This window comes from Pseudomonas sp. AM8 (assembly GCF_036346475.1).
Taxonomy (GTDB): Bacteria; Pseudomonadota; Gammaproteobacteria; order Pseudomonadales; family Pseudomonadaceae; genus Aquipseudomonas; species Aquipseudomonas marginalis.
In genome coordinates this window covers 67,955-85,957 of sequence record NZ_JAOTNX010000019.1, presented here as the reverse complement: position 1 = coordinate 85,957, position 18,003 = coordinate 67,955, and the positions used below count along the sequence as shown (strand labels likewise).

The window sequence follows — 18,003 nt, the reverse complement described above, 5'->3', positions numbered from 1 at the left end:
GTGGCGTGGCCGGCGTTGGCGCCTTTGGTGGCTACTTCACCGTCTTCTTCTTTGTCGAATTCGTCCCAGCTCAGCATGACGTGTCGTCTCCTGCGTGAGGGCTCAAAGGTGCCCGTGTGAAACCGGATGGTTGGGTGTTCACACGGCCCTCGGGCCGCGGTGGATCTTAAGGAATCGTTTGTTGCAACAGCTCGCGCAGGCAAATAAACGGAATTGGGTAACGGGTACTGCATGAGGCTTGAGGGGCGGAGCGGTGGATGCATACTCCAGCGCAGGCTCAAGATCTGGCTCTTCGTCCCTGTGTAAAGGGATATTGCAGGCCCGATTTACCCGCGCATTATAGGGAAAAATTCGGCTTTGTGTTGCGGCGGATGGTCTCGGATCAGAGACAAAAAGGCGGCTATTTGAGCCAGAGTGAGGGTTTGCGGGGGGTTGATGGGGTAGGAAATTTTTGACGGGCGGTGGGCTATTTATTGTGGGGAAGAGGGGAGGGCTTTTTGAGGGCGGGAAGGGAGGACCGGTTCTTTGCCGCAAGAACGATTTCTTGCGGCGAATAAGATCCGGGTCTGTTCCAACTAACGAAGTTGTTATCCGTTAGAGCAACCATTACCCATGACATGGTAATTAAGGATATGGCGCTGACCCTGGGAGTCTTCATATTCCATCTTTACCGGCACAACTTCGCAGACTTCCGGGATTGTGCTCATGGACAATACTTTGGCCACGTCCAGCTTGGTGCTATAGGTGTAGTCCTCGACAATCGGGGCGTTCTGGCCGGCCAGCTCGGTCGGGGCCTCGTCGGCCAGGGCGGCGGTGGCGCACAAGCTGCTGAGGGCCATAACTACGAGAGCTTTCATTTCTTTACTTACCTTCTTCAGGGCGAAAGGGGTCACGGGGCCCTTGTGAGGCCACGTGTGTAACTTAGGATTGGTTAGTTCGGATTAACGTGCCTTCGTGGGGGCTGTTACGTTGTTAATCACTGTTGTGTTAATCACAATGCCTTGGTTGGCGGAAGTGATTCTAGGCCTGCGGGTTATATTCATATACCCGTGCTTTTGATAAAGACTATTGGCGGTTTTTGTAACAATCCCGTGATAAAGGTTTTTTCACCCACCCGCAAAGCCCCGCAGGCTGCGGGCCAGAGCGGTAAACGGGGATAGCAGGGCATTTTGTAGGGTCTTGTTACTACCATCGTCGAATGGTTCTATAGGCCCACCCCGGATACAACTGGGTCATACAACAACAACTATGTCACCGAGGTAAGAAAGATGAGTGCGGCTTCCCTGTACCCCGTTCGCCCCGAAGTAGCAGCCAACACGCTGACCGACGAGGCAACCTACAAGGCCATGTACCAGCAGTCGGTGGTCAACCCCGACGGTTTCTGGCGCGAGCAAGCCAAGCGCCTTGACTGGGTCAAGCCTTTCACCGCGGTGAAGCAGACCTCTTTCGACGATCACCATGTCGACATCAAGTGGTTCGCCGATGGCACCCTGAACGTTTCCTACAACTGCCTGGACCGTCACCTCGCCGAGCGCGGCGACCAGGCGGCGATCATCTGGGAGGGCGATGACCCGGCCGAGAGCCGTACCATCACCTACCGCGAGCTGCACGAAGAAGTCTGCAAGTTCGCCAACGCCCTGCGTGGCCAGGATGTACACCGCGGCGACGTGGTAACCATCTATATGCCGATGATTCCCGAAGCCGTGGTCGCCATGCTGGCGTGTACCCGCATCGGTGCGATCCATTCCGTGGTGTTTGGTGGTTTCTCGCCGGAGGCCCTGGCCGGTCGCATCATCGACTGTAAGTCGAAGGTGGTGATCACGGCCGATGAAGGCATTCGCGCCGGTAAGAAGATTCCGCTGAAGGCCAACGTCGACGACGCGCTGACCAACCCGGAAACCAGCAGCATCCAGAAGGTCATCGTGTGCAAGCGCACCAATGGTTCGATCAAGTGGAACCAGCATCGCGACATCTGGTACGAAGACCTGATGAAAGTGGCGGGCACCGTGTGTGCGCCCAAAGAGATGGGCGCCGAAGAAGCGCTATTCATCCTCTACACCTCAGGTTCCACCGGCAAGCCGAAAGGCGTGCAGCACACCACCGGCGGCTACCTGTTGTACGCGGCCCTGACCCACGAGCGCGTATTCGACTACCGCCCGGGCGAAATCTACTGGTGCACCGCCGACGTCGGCTGGGTCACCGGCCACACGTATATTGTCTACGGCCCGCTGGCCAATGGCGCGACCACCTTGCTGTTCGAAGGTGTGCCGAACTACCCGGACATTACCCGGGTGGGCAAGATCGTCGACAAGCACAAGGTCAATATCCTCTACACCGCCCCGACCGCGATCCGCGCGATGATGGCGTCCGGCACCGCTGCCTGCGAAGGCGTCGATGGCAGCAGCCTGCGCCTGTTGGGCTCGGTGGGTGAGCCGATCAACCCGGAAGCGTGGGACTGGTACTACAAGAACGTCGGCCAATCCCGTTGCCCGATCGTCGACACCTGGTGGCAGACCGAAACCGGCGCCACCCTGATGAGCCCGCTGCCGGGTGCCCATGCACTCAAGCCGGGTTCTGCCGCGCGGCCGTTCTTCGGTGTGGTGCCGGCGTTGGTGGATAACCTGGGCAACATCATCGAAGGCGCCGCCGAAGGCAACCTGGTGATTCTCGACTCGTGGCCAGGCCAGGCCCGTACCCTGTACGGCGACCATGACCGTTTTGTCGACACGTACTTCAAGACCTTCCGTGGCATGTACTTCACCGGTGACGGCGCCCGTCGCGATGAAGATGGCTACTGGTGGATCACCGGCCGTGTGGATGACGTGTTGAACGTATCCGGCCACCGCATGGGCACCGCCGAGATCGAAAGCGCCATGGTTGCCCACCCTAAAGTCGCCGAAGCGGCGGTGGTGGGTGTGCCGCACGACATCAAGGGCCAGGGCATCTATGTGTACGTGACCCTGAAGAATGGCGAAGAACCCAGCGAAGCCCTGCGCCTGGAGCTGAAGAACTGGGTGCGCAAGGAAATCGGGCCGATTGCCTCGCCGGACGTCATCCAGTGGGCACCGGGCTTGCCGAAGACGCGCTCGGGGAAAATCATGCGCCGTATCCTGCGCAAGATTGCCACGGCCGAGTACGACGGGCTGGGCGATATTTCCACCCTTGCGGACCCGGGGGTAGTGGCGCATTTGATTGAGACCCACAAGACCATGAGCGTCGCGTAAGGCGGGCTGGTCAGACAAAGCCCCATTCGGTGTGAGCCGGGTGGGGCTTTTTTGTGAGTGCTTGAAATCGGAGGAGATCCAATGTGGGAGGGGGCTTGCCCCCGATAGCAGTGGGTCAGTCAACTCATCTATAGCTGAAACACCGCTATCGGGGGCAAGCCCCCTCCCACATTTGGATTGCATTCCAAGGTGGGTATGGAGGAGGAACTGACAGACCCGCATGACCACCAGTCAAATAAATATCGGTTTTTCGCGTAGGAGGTTTCTGAATGTTACCGAGTGGCACAAATGTGTAACCCATCGCCCAAACCTGAGGCAAAGGGCTACGCTTATGCCCCGAAAAACCGCGCCTTAGACACCCCGAGCCATAAGATTAAACGCCACACTTGCCGTGCTAGAAGGGTTTGCGAATAATAGGCCCGCAATTTGCAGCATCAACAGGTTTAATATCTTTTGTCTCTGCATAAAATTCAGAGGCTGTCAATGTGCTGGAACCGCTTTCTCAGTGCTTCTGTAAATTGTTGTCGCATTGAGGAAATATCGGCTTCCGGCCTGTCGTTAGAATGCCGATCACTCGCTCGTCGTCTCCACTGTTGAATTGGTGTAGGACGCAGCACCGCTATTCGGTTTCACTCAGTCGCATCGTGGGCCATGGCTCATACTGCTGTTTTGCCCTATACCGATGGAGTCCCAAGATGAAGAAACTCGTGCTGTTGGGCGCCCTGGCGCTGTCCGTGCTGTCCATGCAGGCTTTCGCTGAAGGCAAGCCTCTGAAAATTGGTATCGAAGCGGCCTACCCTCCGTTTGCCTCCAAGGCACCGGATGGCAGCATCGTCGGTTTTGACTACGACATCGGCAACGCCCTGTGCGAAGAGATGAAGGTCAAGTGCACCTGGGTCGAGCAAGAGTTCGACGGCCTGATCCCTGCGCTCAAAGTGCGCAAGATCGACGCGATCCTGTCGTCCATGTCCATCACGGAAGACCGCAAGAAGTCCGTGGACTTCACCAACCGTTACTACCTCAGCCCAGCGCAACTGGTGATGAAGGAAGGCACCACCGTCAGCGACAGCCTGGATGAATTGAAGGGCAAGAAGATCGGTGTGCAACGCGGTTCGATCCACGATCGTTTCGCCAAGGAAGTCTTGGCTCCTAAAGGCGCCACTGTTGTGCCTTACAGCTCGCAGAACGAAATCTACCTGGACGTGGAAGCCGGTCGCCTCGACGGCACCGTGGCCGACGCCACCCTGCTGCAAGACGGCTTCCTGAAGACGCCAGCCGGTAAAGGCTACGCGTTCGTGGGCCCACAGTTCACCGACGCCAAGTACTTCGGTGACGGCATCGGCATCGCCGTACGCAAAGGCGACAAGGAAAACCTCGACCGCATCAACGCAGCCATTGCCGCGATCCGTGCCAACGGCGAATACAAGAAAATCCAGGACAAGTACTTCGACTTCGATATTTACGGCGCTGACGCCAAGTAAATCGTCGCAGCGATCTGTCCGAAATGGCGCAAGCAACAGAATTCCTGCGGTTTGCGCCATTTTTTCATCCCCCTTTTCGAGGACCTGAATCATGTTGAAAGGCTACGGGGCCGTCATCCTCGATGGCGCATGGTTGACGCTTCAGCTCGCCTTGTCGTCCATGGCCTTGGCCATTGTTCTGGGTCTGATCGGGGTCGCGTTACGCCTGTCGCCGGTGCGCTGGTTGGCCTGGCTGGGTGACTTGTACTCCACGGTGATCCGCGGGATCCCCGACCTGGTGCTGATCCTGCTGATTTTCTACGGTGGTCAGGACCTGCTTAACCGCGTCGCGCCGATGCTCGGCTATGACGACTATATCGACTTGAACCCCTTGGCCGCCGGTATCGGCACCCTGGGTTTCATCTTTGGCGCCTACCTGTCGGAAACCTTCCGTGGCGCCTTCATGGCCATCCCCAAGGGCCAGGCCGAAGCCGGCCTGGCGTATGGCATGAGCAGCTTCCAGGTGTTTTTCCGGGTGATGGTGCCGCAGATGATCCGGCTGGCGATCCCCGGGTTTACCAACAACTGGCTGGTACTCACCAAGGCCACCGCGCTGATCTCGGTGGTGGGCCTGCAAGACATGATGTTCAAGGCCAAGCAGGCGGCTGATGCCACCCGCGAGCCTTTTACCTTCTTCCTCGCAGTGGCGGCGATGTACCTGGTGATCACCAGTGTGTCGTTGCTGGCCTTGCGTCATCTTGAGAAGCGCTACTCGGTAGGCGTAAGGGCGGCTGATCTATGATCTTCGACTACAACGTCATCTGGGAGGCCATGCCGCTGTACCTTGGCGGCCTGCTGACCACCCTGAAACTGCTCGCCATCTCGCTGTTCTTCGGCCTGCTCGCCGCCTTGCCCCTGGGCTTGATGCGTGTGTCCAAGCAACCGGTCGTCAACGGCGTGGCCTGGCTCTACACCTACGTGATCCGCGGCACGCCGATGCTGGTGCAGCTGTTCCTGATCTACTACGGCCTGGCGCAGTTCGAAGCGGTGCGCGAGAGCTTCCTGTGGCCGCTGCTGTCCAGTGCGACCTTCTGCGCGTGCCTGGCCTTTGCGATCAACACCAGCGCCTACACCGCCGAGATCATTGCCGGTAGCCTCAAGGCCACCCCCAATGGCGAGATCGAAGCGGCCAAGGCCATGGGCATGTCGCGCTACAAGCTGTACCGCCGCATCCTGCTGCCGTCGGCCCTGCGCCGCGCGCTACCGCAGTACAGCAACGAAGTGATCATGATGCTGCAGACCACCAGTCTCGCGTCCATCGTCACCCTGATCGACATCACCGGTGCCGCGCGCACGGTCAACGCGCAGTTTTACCTGCCGTTCGAAGCCTACATCACCGCCGGCGTGTTCTACCTGTGCCTGACCTTTATCCTGGTGCGCCTGTTCAAGTTGGCCGAGCGCCGCTGGCTGAGCTACCTGGCTCCACGGAAGCACTGATATGGAACGTATCGATCACCTGTTGCCCTGGGGCCACCTGGGCTGCGAGCGCCAACTGAGCGTGTTCCGTTTCGGCAGTGGCGAGCGCAAGGCCTATATCCAGGCCAGCCTGCACGCCGATGAATTGCCCGGCATGCGCGCCGCGTGGGAGCTGAAAAAACGCCTCGCCGAACTTGAAGCGCAAGGTGCCCTCAACGGCGTGATCGAGCTGGTGCCGGTGGCCAACCCGATGGGCCTGGGCCAGTTGCTGCAAGGCAGCCACCAGGGCCGTTTCGAAGTGGGCAGCGGCAAGAATTTCAACCGCGATTTCGTTGAGTTGAGCGAGCCGGTGGCCGAGTTGCTCACAGGCAAGCTGGGGGATGATGCTCACGCCAACGTGCGTATGATTCGCCAAGCGATGGCCGATGCGCTCAACGCATTGCCCGAGCCGAGCAGCCAATTGCAAGGCATGCAACGCATCCTGCTGAGCCATGCGTGCAGCGCCGATATCGTCCTCGACCTGCACTGCGACGCCGAAGCCGCACTGCACATGTACGCGCTGCCCCAGCACTGGCCGCAGTGGCGTTCGCTGTCGGCGCACTTGAATGTGAAAGTCGGTCTGCTCGCGGAAGATTCCGGCGGCAGCTCGTTTGATGAGGCCTGCTCGTTGCCGTGGCTGCGTCTGTCCCGCGCCTTCCCTGACGCGCAGATCCCGCTGGCCTGCCTGGCGACTACCTTGGAGTTGGGCGGTCAAGCGGACACCGGTCGTGACGAAGCGATCTTCCACGCCGAAGGCATCCTCGCGTTTCTCGCCGAGCAAGGCCTGATCAAGGGCGAATGGCCGGCGCCGCAACACGAACCGTGTGAAGGCGTGCCCTTCGAAGGCACCGAATTGCTGTTCGCGCCCCACGCCGGGGTGATCAGTTACCTGCGTAAAGCCGGCGACTGGATCGAGAAGGGCGAGCCGATTTTTGAAGTGATTGACCCCCTGGAAGACCGCGTGAGCATTATCTGCGCAGGCACCTCGGGGGTGTTGTTTGCCGTTGAACGGCTACGTTATGCCCAAGCGGGTTTCTGGCTGGCCAAGGTGGCGGGGCGCGAAGCGCTGCGTCACGGGCGCTTGCTCAACGACTGACCACCTGTTTTTGTGAGAACCGACCGCATGTACAAACTTGAAGTCCAAGACCTGCATAAACGCTATGGCAGTCATGAAGTGCTCAAAGGCGTGTCTCTGGCCGCCGCGGCCGGTGATGTGATCAGCATCATCGGTTCCAGTGGTTCGGGCAAAAGTACCTTTTTGCGCTGCATCAACCTGCTGGAGCAACCCCACGCCGGCAAGATCCTGCTCAATAACGAAGAGCTGAAACTGGTGGCCAACAAGGACGGCGCCATGAAGGCCGCCGACCCTAAGCAACTGCAACGCATGCGCTCGCGCCTGTCGATGGTGTTCCAGCATTTCAACCTGTGGTCGCACATGACCGCGATTGAAAACGTGATGGAAGCCCCGGTGCATGTGCTGGGCGTGTCGAAGAAAGAGGCCCGTGAAAAGGCCGAGCACTATTTGGCCAAGGTCGGCGTGGGCCATCGCAAGGATGCGTTCCCCGGCCACATGTCCGGGGGCGAGCAGCAGCGCGTGGCGATCGCCCGTGCCCTGGCGATGGAGCCTGAGGTGATGCTGTTCGACGAACCCACCTCGGCCCTCGACCCCGAGCTGGTGGGCGAAGTGCTCAAGGTCATGCAGGACCTGGCCCAGGAAGGCCGCACCATGGTGGTGGTGACCCACGAAATGGGCTTTGCCCGTGAAGTGTCGAACCAGCTGGTGTTCTTGCATAAAGGCATCGTCGAAGAGCGTGGCAACCCGCGGGAAGTGCTGGTCAACCCGCAGTCCGAGCGGTTGCAGCAGTTCCTGTCCGGCAGCTTGAAATAATCAAGGCCGCTGCTTTCCGCCTGTAGGAGCGAGCTTGCTCGCGAAGATCGTCAACGATAACGCGGGAAGCCTGATGCCCCGTGGTGTTCTCAGGTTTTTCGCGAGCAAGCTCGCTCCTACAGGAAAGCAGGTCTTTATCGTTTTTGAGCTTTGTGTTGGTTTACGGGCTAGCATTGGCCTCTGTCTTCATTACTGTTACTCGCTCCGGATAGCACTCCATGACCGCCCATAAAATTGGTTTCCTGATTTGGCCCAGCACAAAAGCACTCACGCTTGCGCTGGCTGAGGAGGCCTTGCGCGTTGCTCAGCGGGTGCATCCGGATGTGGTCTACGAGTTGTCGTTTCTGCTCGCAGAACCGGCGACCGAAGGGGCCTGGCAATTGCCGGGTGAGCCGTGGGCCGGCAAGCTGGAAGGTTTCCAGAAGCTGTTCCTGTTGGCTGACGAACCGCCCACGGCTATTGCCTCCCAGCTCAGCACTGCGCTCAAGCAGTTGGTGCGTGCTGGTTGTGTGATCGGCGGCTTGTCAGCGGGTGTGTACCCGCTGGCTCAGTTGGGTCTGCTGGATGGCTACCGCGCCGCTGTGCACTGGCGCTGGCAGGACGATTTTGCCGAGCGCTTCCCTAAGGTCATTGCCACCAGCCACCTGTTCGACTGGGACCGTGACCGTTTGAGCGCCTGCGGTGGCATGTCGGTACTCGACCTGTTGCTGGCGGTGCTAGCCCGCGACCACGGCGCCGAGCTGGCGGGCGCGGTGTCGGAAGAACTGGTGGTGGAGCGCATCCGCGAAGGCGGCGAGCGCCAGCGCATTCCCTTGCAAAATCGCCTGGGCTCCAGCCATCCGAAGCTGACCCAGGCGGTGTTGCTGATGGAAGCCAACATCGAAGAACCGCTTACCACCGACGAGATCGCCCAGCACGTGTGCGTGTCGCGACGACAACTGGAACGGATCTTCAAGCAATACCTCAATCGCGTTCCCAGCCAGTACTACCTGGAACTGCGCCTGAACAAGGCGCGCCAGATGTTGATGCAAACCAGCAAATCGATCATCCAGATCGGCCTGTCCTGCGGCTTCTCGTCGGGGCCGCATTTCTCCAGCGCCTACCGCAACTTCTTTGGCGCCACCCCACGTGAAGATCGCAACCAGCGGCGCAGCAGCAGCCCGTTCGAGTTGTCGTCAGTGCCGTCCGAGCGCGGCTGAGCATCCTCGCTTATTCCTCCATGGGTCTCGGGGTTCCCGGGGCCATCAGCGCCACGCCGAACTCGTCGAACATCGCCTCTTCCACGCCCAGTTCGTAGCCTGTCTGGCGGTAATAGTCGCGCAGCAGCTCGATGCTCTGATCGGACAGTGGGTTGCCGCTGAGGTCGGAGTCATCGTTGAGTGGCAACGGCATTTCCAACAGGTCGCTGGGCACGTCGACGATTTCGTTGTCACTCAAGTCCAGCACCCGCAGGCGGCCCAGGGCAAAGACGCCTTCCGGCACGTGTGTCAGCCCGCAGTTGTGCAGGTAGATCGACACTAGCCGTCCAAGGTTGCGGATGTCGGGAATAAATATCAGCGGGTTGTCACTCAGGTCCAGGTATTCCAGGTGGATAAGGCGTGAGAGCTGCTCTTTGCTCTCGCGGGTCAGACGGATATGGTTTTCCGCCAGCTTCAGATAGCGCAGGCGTCGGAGGCCGAACACCGAGGCGGGGATATCCAGCAGTGTGTGGCGTTCGAGGGTCAGGCTGACAAGGTTGGGGAAGCAGCGCAGCAGACCGTCCACTTGCTGGTTGGTACCGTCTCCGATGATCTCCAGCAGGCTCACGTGATCGAACTGCGCACTCAGCATCGGCATGTCCCCCAATAACTGGCCGTGGAACACCAGTTTATGGCTGTGGCGGGTGAAACCGTTGGAGTCGTCCAACTCGCCCTCCCGGCGCCAGCAGCGTTCGAGCAAATCCTTGAAGCCCAGGCGACGGATTTGTTCTTCGGCCCGCGCGCCCTCGTCCAGCACGGTGTCGAGCAGTGGGTCTCTGGAGGGGACCTCCATAGCCCAGGCTTGGAGGTGTGCCTGCAGGTCCTGATACTCGCCATCCAGGCGCGTGATGTGCAGGTCTACGGTGTCCAGGTCGCCCGGTAACTGGAAGTACACACGGCTGACCTCGCGGTTGTTGAGGCTTGGGTACAGTGCTTGTAGCTGTTGCAGTTGGGGTTGGGGGGCCGGCGCGTTCCAGTGCTCGCCAGTGGCCTGGCAGTAGGTTTTGATGCGGGCGAGGGTGTGCCGTGACAACGGATTATCCGACAGGTCAAAGGCTGCGCTGAGGGTGGCGGGCAGTTGGAAGCCTTGATCGGGAATCTGCTCGATGGCGTTGTGACTCAGGTCTACCCGTGTCCGGGCGATGTTGCCCGCCAGCAGCGCCGGTGGAATTTCCCGCAGGCCGGTGTTGCTCAGTGACAGGCTGGTCAGGGCTGTCAGGCGATTGAAGTCCGGTAGCCAGACCAGGCGGTTATTGGCCAGGTCCAGGTGTTGGAGGTGGGTCAGGCTGGAAAGCACCTGGGCGCTGGCGGGGTTCAGTTCAATGGCGCAGCGATCCAGGCGCAGATGGGTCAGCCGCTCCAGTTGCGGCAGGGTCCTGGGCAAATGCATCAGGGTATAGCGCTCGATGGACAGGCGCTCCAACTGTGGAAAGCTGCGCAGAAACGCGTTGGGCTGCAGGGTGGATGCATTGCCGGACAGGCTCAGTGATGAGACATGGGGGAAGGGCGTGCTCAGGGCGGGAATATCGCCGCTGATGGGGTAGGGCAGGTTGAGTGTGAAGCGCGGGAGACGCCCTGGGGCGCGTGTGTCCTGCTCGGTTTCCCGACGCCAGCCGGCTTCGAGCGTGTCCACGAACAGTGAGCGATAGGTGCGCTCCTGGGCGGACACTTGCTCGTCGTCGGCCCAAGGTGCCAGCGTTTGGCGAATCCGCGGGTATTCGATTTCAAGCTGCGCCAGCGCTGCGCGGCCTGCGTCCAGGTTGCCCGGGAAATCGAAGATGAGCTGATTGATGTCATTGTCCGACAGCGTTGGGTAAAGGCGTCTGGCGCTTTGGATTTCGGTGCCGGGCGCGTCAATGTCCCAGCGGCCACCGGTTCTTTGGTAGTACCCCTTGACCCGCTCCAGCGTGGGTCCCGACAGCGGGTTGCTGGAGAGGTCGAACTTGCGGCTGGTTTCTACCGGCAACTCGAACAGCGCCGGAGGCAGTTCGCGGATCTGGTTATTGGACAAAACCGCCAGTTCCAACTGTGGACGGTTCAGCAGGCCTGGCGGCAAATCACGGATGCCGGTGTAGCTCAGGTCCAAGTGTTGCAGGTGGGCCATGTGGGTAACGCTGGGCGTCAGGCCCAGAGGGTTGTTATACAGGTCCAGGGTCTTCAGGAGAGTCATGCTGCCAAGGGCCACCCGAGTTTCTTCGGTCAGGGTAATGTTGCAGTCGCTCAATATCAGCGCGTCGAGGCTGGGCAGTTGCGCGATGCTTGGCGCAAGGCCACCCAGGTAAAACTGGCTGACGTTCAGGTGACGCAGGCGTGGGAACAACTGCACGAAGTCATTGATCTCCAGTGCGGTGTGCTGCCCCTTGAGCTCCAGCAGGCTGATGTGCTCGAAGCGTGCCGTGAGCCTGGGCAGTTCGCCGTAGATCGGGATCGTCAGTTGCAGCTTGTGGCCATTGAGGAGCAGTTGGTCATGGTAGTGATCAATCGCGGTTTCCTGGCGCCAGCCGCGCCTGACCTCCTGGGCCCACAGGGCACGGTTGCGTCGCACGTACTGGTATTCCCGGGGCGTCAGTGGTGCTTCAGTGATGGGGTGGAAGGTGGGCGTCATGTGTTCCCAGACGGCGAGGTCGGTGTCCAGTTTGTTGTATTCGACCTGCAGGGTTATCAGGGTCGCCAAGGCGCCGCCGGGACGGCTTTCCAGGGTCTGAACCAGGTCGGCGATCTGTTCCGCAGGGAGGCTGGGCAGCAAGTGCTGGGCGCGCTGCTCAAGCGTGGGCTGCGGCTCGGCGGCTGGTGGCTGTGACGGCCCTGCTGCCTGATAACCGTCCATGCCGCCACGCAGGCGCATGACTGTGGGGTCGAACGTCGGTTTGCGGTAAGTGTCTGCGCTTAGCAAGGTGCGCAGCCTCTCGCGATCGAGCACGTGCTCGCCAATCGCCTGGCGCAGGCGCTCGCCCTGGCCGATGTGGATGTTCAGGGCGTCGCGCTGGCTATCGGGGATCGCCTGGAGGATGGCGGTGAAGAAATCGGTGTTGCCAAACACCGGGCCCTGTTCACCGACAGGCGTATAGCGGCCCGATTCGGTATGGATGACGATTCGCTTGAGCGGCGCGTCTTCGGCGCCGATAGCCTCCAGCAACGGGCCGTCGCTACGGTACTGCCGGACTTCCAGGCGCATGCGCGTCGACCATCCGGGCAGGCGCTCCAGGGACAGCAGCGCGAGCAGGTGAGTGTCGGGGTTGTCGACGGCGTCCAGGTAGAGCCCTTCGTAAGCACGGGTGGTGCGCACATCCAGTTGGGCGGCTGCGGCTTGCTCGGCTATATGCGTCGGCACCTTGCCTTGGTCGATGGCTTGCAACTCGTCGCCGGTGGCATTGGCCAGCAGTTCATGGGCGACGCTGACGGGCAGGCCGGGCTCGGGGGCGGCGTCGATGATTTTTTGCAGCGCTGCCCCCGGGCTATGTTCTTCGCTGCGGTAGCGGGAATCGAACAGCGAGAAGCGTTTTTCGTGGGCAAGGCGGGCGATCTTTTTGCGCAGGGCCGCGGCGCGAATAGACGCATGGGAGGCGGGCTGGTCGGCGGGTTCTTCAAGCAGTGCTTTGCGCTCGGCTTCATCCAAACTCTCCACCAGCACGCGTAGCAGATCACCATTTTCCAATTGGCTTTCATGGATCTGTACCACGCTAGCTTCGGGCCGGCCAAGAAACTCCCATTGGGTTTTCCCTTGGGTATCCAGGAACCGCAAGGTCTTGGAGGCGGGCCACAGGCCGTAGCTGGTGAGTATCTGCAACTGTGTCTGAACGTCCGCCTGGCCATAGATGAGCGGGTCATCGCTGTTGAGTTGCGTGATGAAGTCTTGCAGCGCTAGATCGATCTTGAAGCGCTTGAGGGTATCGGCCAGCAGCGGCGGCGGCGTTTGCCCGGTGTGGTGCATCTGGCGCAGCGCGTTGTCGTGGGTACCGCTGACGCTGCGCGCCTGCTGCAAGCGCGCGTCATCCAGGCCTTCGGCCGGGTAGCCGAGACGCCGCATCAGTGTGGCGCTGTCCCAGCTCAGCGGGCGGTCCAACTCGGTAATCCAGGCGCCCTGGCCGTTGCTGATCACCTGCGGCTGGTAGGCCGACGCACGGCTGGGGTGCTGCACAAAATAGCGCTGGCTGATGGGGTCTTGCCGGACGGTGTAATAGTCGTCGCCCACCTGCAGCAGGTTTTTGCCGTTGAAGCGGTACACGCCTTTCTCATCAGGACGTACGCCGCTGGGCGGGCTCTGTTTGAGACGATAAGGCTCAAGATCGGGCTTCCACAGGCGTTCGCCGCCATCGGGTCTGGTCACGGGTGTGAGGCCATCCAGAAAACCCAGGCACTCACTCGGCAGCACTTTGCGCAGAATGCCCTGGGCGATGGGGATGCCGGTGGCAAACAGGCCCAATTGCACCAGTTGCTCGATAAACCCCATAGCATGTCCGAAGGCTTCCTGCACCTGGCCTTCGGCCCAGTCGATAACCCCTTCGAAGGCTTCGTCCAGCAATTGGTAGGCGGTGTAGCCGAGCATGAGCATGCCCAATGGCGGCACAAAGGGGGTGGCAATCAGGGCGACGACTTGCAGCAGTGCCGAGGCGATTTTTTGCACCAGGTCCCAGCGCTCCCAGCGCGCTTTCTGGTTGGCGCTGGCGGTGCTCACGGCCTGGCTGCGCGCGTCGTTCAGCAGTTTGCTCAACTTCATCTGATGCAGGTAATGGAACAGCGGCTGCTTGATGGGAATGCCACGAAACTGCAGGTTTGCTCGTTCCACCTCGCTGCCGCGCCAACTGGGCAGCGGATCGCCCGGTGTATGCGAGTGCCAGGTCACTTGGCTCAGGCGGCCCGTGAGGTCGGCGAAAAAACGCCCCAGGTCGGCATGGTCGACAAAGCGGCTGAAGAAGTGCTGAAAGTCCGAGGCGCGCAACCGTTCGGTGAGCGCCTGGATAAACGCCTGCGTGCTGGCGTATTGCTTGATGGGGTGCTGCGGGTCGTCAGGGATATAGGCGATCACCGGCACCGGCTCGCGGCTTGCATCCAGGTCCTGGGAAAACAGTACGATCCCGGTCAGGCGGCTGGACATGATCACCAGCTCATGAGCAACCCACATCTGGCTGTGCTGTCCGTGATCAATCAGGCTGTGGACCGCGTCGTAGCCGGTTTGCGGGATGTCGCCCGTGAGCAGTGCCATGTACAGCGAGCGTTTGAGCGCGCTGCTCAGGCTCTGCTCGACCTTGTATTGCAGGGCGGCCATGGCCACAGGGTTTTCCAGCCCCAGGTAATCTTCGAGATAGCGCTGATAGCGCCCGCCGATATCCAATTCACGGCAGAGGGTGGCAAATTGGGCAATGGTGATGCGTGCGTCAACCGCCGGCAGGCTTTGGAAATGCCCGGCGGCGTTGGGTTGGCTGCTGAAGCCGGAGTTGCGCTCGTAGGCATCGGGCTGTGCTTCGTCGGGCTCGAAGTTGTGCAGCGCGGCGTTGAGCAGTGAAACGCTCCACGTACGCGAGGCCCCGGCCTGAACCCGAAACCCCGCAAGCGTCAATGGCACATAGAGTTGCAGCCAGGTGCTGCGCACATCCAGATCGACGCCGTATTGGCGCTTCAGCGCCGGTTGCAGCAGCTCGGCGCCGAAGGTTTGCGGGCTTTTGAGGCCGGCCAGAGCCTTGTCTACCTGATTCTGCCGGGTCCAGGCTTCGCCGTTGAGACGCTTGAGTTCGGCGTGCTGGGTGGCGGAGGCGTTTTTGTACCAGTCGGGAAAACTCCCGGACACTTCGCCTAGGGTGGAGCGCCTGGCTGGCGTGGCTTCACCCAGCCAGTGGGGAATGGCCTGCATGACAATGGTGTGGCGAACTTCGCCGTTGGCGGGTGCGGGGAGGGGAGGCATGGGATCGATCCTTGACAGTGTGAGTGTCTTTTCAGCAGACCAGTCGGCACGCGATCGACGGCGGTAGATAGTTGGTGCGGTGTGCTTCTGCGGATTCGCGAACATCACCTGCCCATGGAGCCGGCACACGGTTTAAACTGCGCCATTGCGACGCTATTTGTCGCATTGGCGTAAACCCGCCTAAATCGCGGGTTGGCGCTATAAGAAGTTGTCGCTTGGCGGCAAGGCCGCTCTGAAAACTGTCCTTACAATCCCTGCATCGCCCGCCAGTTCCAGGCAGGCGTTCCTCTTCAGGAGACTCCGATGTCCGTTGAGCAAGCCCCGGTGCAACGTGCCGATTTCGACCAGGTCATGGTTCCCAACTACGCCCCTGCTGCGTTCATCCCCGTGCGCGGCGCAGGTTCGCGCGTATGGGACCAGGCGGGTCGCGAGCTGATCGACTTTGCCGGCGGCATCGCGGTCAACGTATTGGGCCACGCCCATCCGGCGCTGGTCGGTGCATTGACCGAGCAGGCCAACAAGCTGTGGCACGTCTCCAACGTCTTCACCAATGAGCCGGCCCTGCGCCTGGCCCATAAGTTGATCGACGCCACGTTTGCCGAGCGCGTGTTCTTCTGCAACTCGGGCGCTGAGGCCAACGAGGCCGCATTCAAGCTGGCCCGTCGCGTGGCGTTCGACCGTTTCGGCAGCGAGAAGTACGAGATCATTGCCGCGCTGAACAGCTTCCACGGCCGTACCCTGTTCACCGTCAACGTCGGTGGCCAGTCGAAGTACTCCGATGGTTTCGGGCCTAAAATCACCGGCATCACCCACGTCCCTTATAACGACCTGGAAGCGCTGAAAGCCGCCGTATCGGACAAGACCTGCGCCGTGGTGCTGGAACCGATCCAGGGCGAAGGCGGCGTACTGCCGGCCGAACTGGCTTACCTGCAAGGTGCCCGCGAACTGTGCGACGCCAACAATGCGCTGCTGGTTTTCGACGAAGTGCAGACCGGCATGGGCCGCAGCGGCCATCTGTTTGCCTACCAGCACTACGGCGTGGTGCCCGACATCCTCACCAGCGCCAAGAGCCTGGGCGGCGGTTTCCCGATCGCGGCGATGCTCACCCGTGAAGACCTGGCCAAGCACCTGGTGGTCGGTACCCACGGCACCACCTACGGCGGCAACCCGCTGGCGTGCGCAGTGGCCGAAGCGGTCATCGACGTGATCAACACCCCTGAGGTGCTGGCCGGCGTCAACGCCAAGCACGACCTGTTCAAGGCGCGCCTGGAGCAGATCGGCAAGCAGTACGGCATCTTCACCGAAGTGCGCGGCATGGGCCTGCTGATCGGTTGCGTACTGAGCGATGCGTTCAAAGGCAAGGCCAAGGACGTGTTCAACGCGGCCGAGAAAGAAAACCTGATGATCCTGCAAGCCGGCCCCGACGTGGTGCGTTTTGCCCCGAGCCTGGTGGTGGAAGACGCGGACATCAACGAAGGCCTGGATCGTTTCGAGCGTGCGGTAAAAACGCTGACCCAAGCCTGATACATATCTGTCTGTCGGACCGGATCAAATGTGGGAGGGGGCTTGCCCCCGATAGCAGTCTGTCAGTTGATGCATCTGGTGACTGATACACCGCTATCGGGGGCAAGCCCCCTCCCACACTGGAATATGCCCCACATGAAGATATGGGGTGTTCCTGACCTGTTCGGTATTTTTTTCCTGTGAGTTCTAGAGTTAAGGAGTGACACCATGCTGGTGATGCGCCCCGCGCAAATGGCTGATCTGGGCGAGGTACAGCGTCTGGCTGCGGACAGCCCGATTGGTGTCACCTCCTTGCCGGATGATGTGGAACGCCTGAGCGACAAGATCGCCGCCAGCGAAGCGTCCTTCGCGGCCGAGGTGAGTTTCAACGGTGAAGAAAGCTATTTCTTCGTGCTGGAAGACACCGAGACCGGCAAGCTCGCCGGCTGCTCGGCCATCGTCGCCTCGGCCGGTTACTCGGAGCCGTTCTACAGTTTTCGTAACGAGACCTTCGTGCACGCCTCCCGCGAGCTGAAGATCCACAACAAGATCCACGTGCTTTCCCAGTGCCATGACCTCACCGGAAACAGCCTGCTCACCAGCTTCTACGTGGTGCCGGAGCTGGTCGGTTCGCCGTGGTCGGAACTCAATTCCCGTGGCCGCCTGTTGTTCGTCGCCAGCCACCCCGAGCGCTTTGCCGACTCGGTGGTGACCGAGATTGTCGGCTACAGCGACGAGAACGGTGATTCGCCGTTCTGGGATGCCATCGGCCGCAACTTCTTCGACCTCAACTACGCTGCCGCCGAGCGCCTGTGCGGGCTGAAAAGCCGTACGTTCCTCGCCGAGCTGATGCCGCATTACCCGATCTACGTGCCGCTGTTGCCGGACGAAGCCCAGGAAGCCATGGGCCAGGTGCACCCGCGTGCGCAGATCACCTTCGACATCCTGATGCGCGAAGGCTTCGAGACTGACCACTACATCGACATCTTCGACGGCGGCCCAACGCTGCACGCACGGGTCTCGGGCATTCGCTCGATCGCCCAGAGCCGTGTGGTGCCGGTGAAGATCGGCGAGATGGTCAAGGGTGTCGGCCGCCAGTACCTGGTGAGCAACGCGCAGTTGCAGGATTACCGCGCGGTCATGCTGGAGCTGGACTACGCGCCCGGCAAGCCGGTGACCCTGGACCTGGCAGCCGCCGAAGCCCTGGGTGTTGGTGAAGGTGCGAGTGTGCGCCTGGTAGCGGTATAAACAGAGTGTCGCGGGTGGCTGGCAGCAG

The 18,003-nt window shown here is 60.8% G+C and carries 11 protein-coding genes; 9 read left to right on the top strand and 2 right to left on the bottom strand.

What is annotated here, in order from left to right; genetic code table 11:
• Positions 1–587: 587 nt before the first annotated feature.
• Complete coding sequence (locus tag V3W40_RS31825; protein ID WP_027607759.1) at positions 588–857, bottom strand: DUF2790 domain-containing protein; 270 nt, start codon at positions 855–857, stop codon at positions 588–590.
• Positions 858–1,268: 411 nt separating this feature from the next.
• On the opposite strand from V3W40_RS31825, the gene acs reads away from it, so the two are divergent.
• The 7 genes from acs (at position 1,269) to argR (ending at position 9,286) form a co-directional block, all read left to right on the top strand.
• Positions 1,269–3,224, top strand: coding sequence for an acetate--CoA ligase (gene acs / locus V3W40_RS31820; protein WP_330216342.1), 1,956 nt, complete (start codon positions 1,269–1,271; stop codon positions 3,222–3,224).
• 695 nt (positions 3,225–3,919) lie between these two features.
• Positions 3,920–4,705, top strand: a complete 786-nt coding sequence (locus V3W40_RS31815; RefSeq protein ID WP_065926197.1) for an ABC transporter substrate-binding protein — start codon at positions 3,920–3,922, stop codon at positions 4,703–4,705.
• Positions 4,706–4,796: 91 nt separating this feature from the next.
• Positions 4,797–5,486 carry an ABC transporter permease gene (locus V3W40_RS31810; RefSeq protein WP_010208305.1) on the top strand — a complete coding sequence of 230 codons (690 nt, stop codon included), beginning with the start codon at positions 4,797–4,799 and terminating at the stop codon, positions 5,484–5,486.
• The gene (locus V3W40_RS31805; protein ID WP_053140043.1) at positions 5,483–6,181 is read left to right on the top strand and encodes an ABC transporter permease; all 699 of its coding nucleotides are present in this window, start codon (positions 5,483–5,485) and stop codon (positions 6,179–6,181) included. Before V3W40_RS31810 ends, V3W40_RS31805 begins: the two co-directional genes overlap by 4 nt.
• 1 nt (position 6,182) lies before the next feature.
• On the top strand, positions 6,183–7,295 hold the full coding sequence (locus V3W40_RS31800) for a succinylglutamate desuccinylase/aspartoacylase family protein (RefSeq protein ID WP_065926196.1): 1,113 nt from the start codon (positions 6,183–6,185) through the stop codon (positions 7,293–7,295).
• Positions 7,296–7,322: 27 nt separating this feature from the next.
• A complete protein-coding gene (locus V3W40_RS31795; RefSeq protein ID WP_010208310.1) occupies positions 7,323–8,087 on the top strand; it encodes an ABC transporter ATP-binding protein in 765 nt (254 codons plus the stop codon).
• A gap of 218 nt (positions 8,088–8,305) precedes the next feature.
• Complete coding sequence (gene argR, locus V3W40_RS31785) at positions 8,306–9,286, top strand: transcriptional regulator ArgR (protein ID WP_065947832.1); 981 nt, start codon at positions 8,306–8,308, stop codon at positions 9,284–9,286.
• Between the two features lie 10 nt (positions 9,287–9,296).
• Here argR and V3W40_RS31780 read toward each other — a convergent pair whose 3' ends face one another.
• Positions 9,297–15,224 (bottom strand): dermonecrotic toxin domain-containing protein, encoded by a 5,928-nt coding sequence (locus V3W40_RS31780; protein WP_330216341.1) that lies wholly within the window; start codon positions 15,222–15,224, stop codon positions 9,297–9,299.
• A gap of 303 nt (positions 15,225–15,527) precedes the next feature.
• Between V3W40_RS31780 and V3W40_RS31775 the strand changes: the two genes are divergently transcribed.
• Positions 15,528–16,748 (top strand): aspartate aminotransferase family protein, encoded by a 1,221-nt coding sequence (locus tag V3W40_RS31775; RefSeq protein ID WP_027607765.1) that lies wholly within the window; start codon positions 15,528–15,530, stop codon positions 16,746–16,748.
• 207 nt (positions 16,749–16,955) lie between these two features.
• On the top strand, positions 16,956–17,975 hold the full coding sequence (gene aruF / locus V3W40_RS31770) for an arginine/ornithine succinyltransferase subunit alpha (protein WP_003175655.1): 1,020 nt from the start codon (positions 16,956–16,958) through the stop codon (positions 17,973–17,975).
• The last annotated feature ends 28 nt before the right edge of the window (positions 17,976–18,003 follow it).

Bases quoted from the DNA above. Each gene is read 5' to 3' on its own strand.
- V3W40_RS31825 (WP_027607759.1), bottom strand. From the start codon at position 857: ATGAAAGCTCTCGTAGTTATGGCCCTCAGCAGCTTGTGCGCCACCGCC.
- acs (WP_330216342.1), top strand. From the start codon at position 1,269: ATGAGTGCGGCTTCCCTGTACCCCGTTCGCCCCGAAGTAGCAGCCAAC.
- V3W40_RS31815 (WP_065926197.1), top strand. From the start codon at position 3,920: ATGAAGAAACTCGTGCTGTTGGGCGCCCTGGCGCTGTCCGTGCTGTCC.
- V3W40_RS31810 (WP_010208305.1), top strand. From the start codon at position 4,797: ATGTTGAAAGGCTACGGGGCCGTCATCCTCGATGGCGCATGGTTGACG.
- V3W40_RS31805 (WP_053140043.1), top strand. From the start codon at position 5,483: ATGATCTTCGACTACAACGTCATCTGGGAGGCCATGCCGCTGTACCTT.
- V3W40_RS31800 (WP_065926196.1), top strand. From the start codon at position 6,183: ATGGAACGTATCGATCACCTGTTGCCCTGGGGCCACCTGGGCTGCGAG.
- V3W40_RS31795 (WP_010208310.1), top strand. From the start codon at position 7,323: ATGTACAAACTTGAAGTCCAAGACCTGCATAAACGCTATGGCAGTCAT.
- argR (WP_065947832.1), top strand. From the start codon at position 8,306: ATGACCGCCCATAAAATTGGTTTCCTGATTTGGCCCAGCACAAAAGCA.
- V3W40_RS31780 (WP_330216341.1), bottom strand. From the start codon at position 15,224: ATGCCTCCCCTCCCCGCACCCGCCAACGGCGAAGTTCGCCACACCATT.
- V3W40_RS31775 (WP_027607765.1), top strand. From the start codon at position 15,528: ATGTCCGTTGAGCAAGCCCCGGTGCAACGTGCCGATTTCGACCAGGTC.
- aruF (WP_003175655.1), top strand. From the start codon at position 16,956: ATGCTGGTGATGCGCCCCGCGCAAATGGCTGATCTGGGCGAGGTACAG.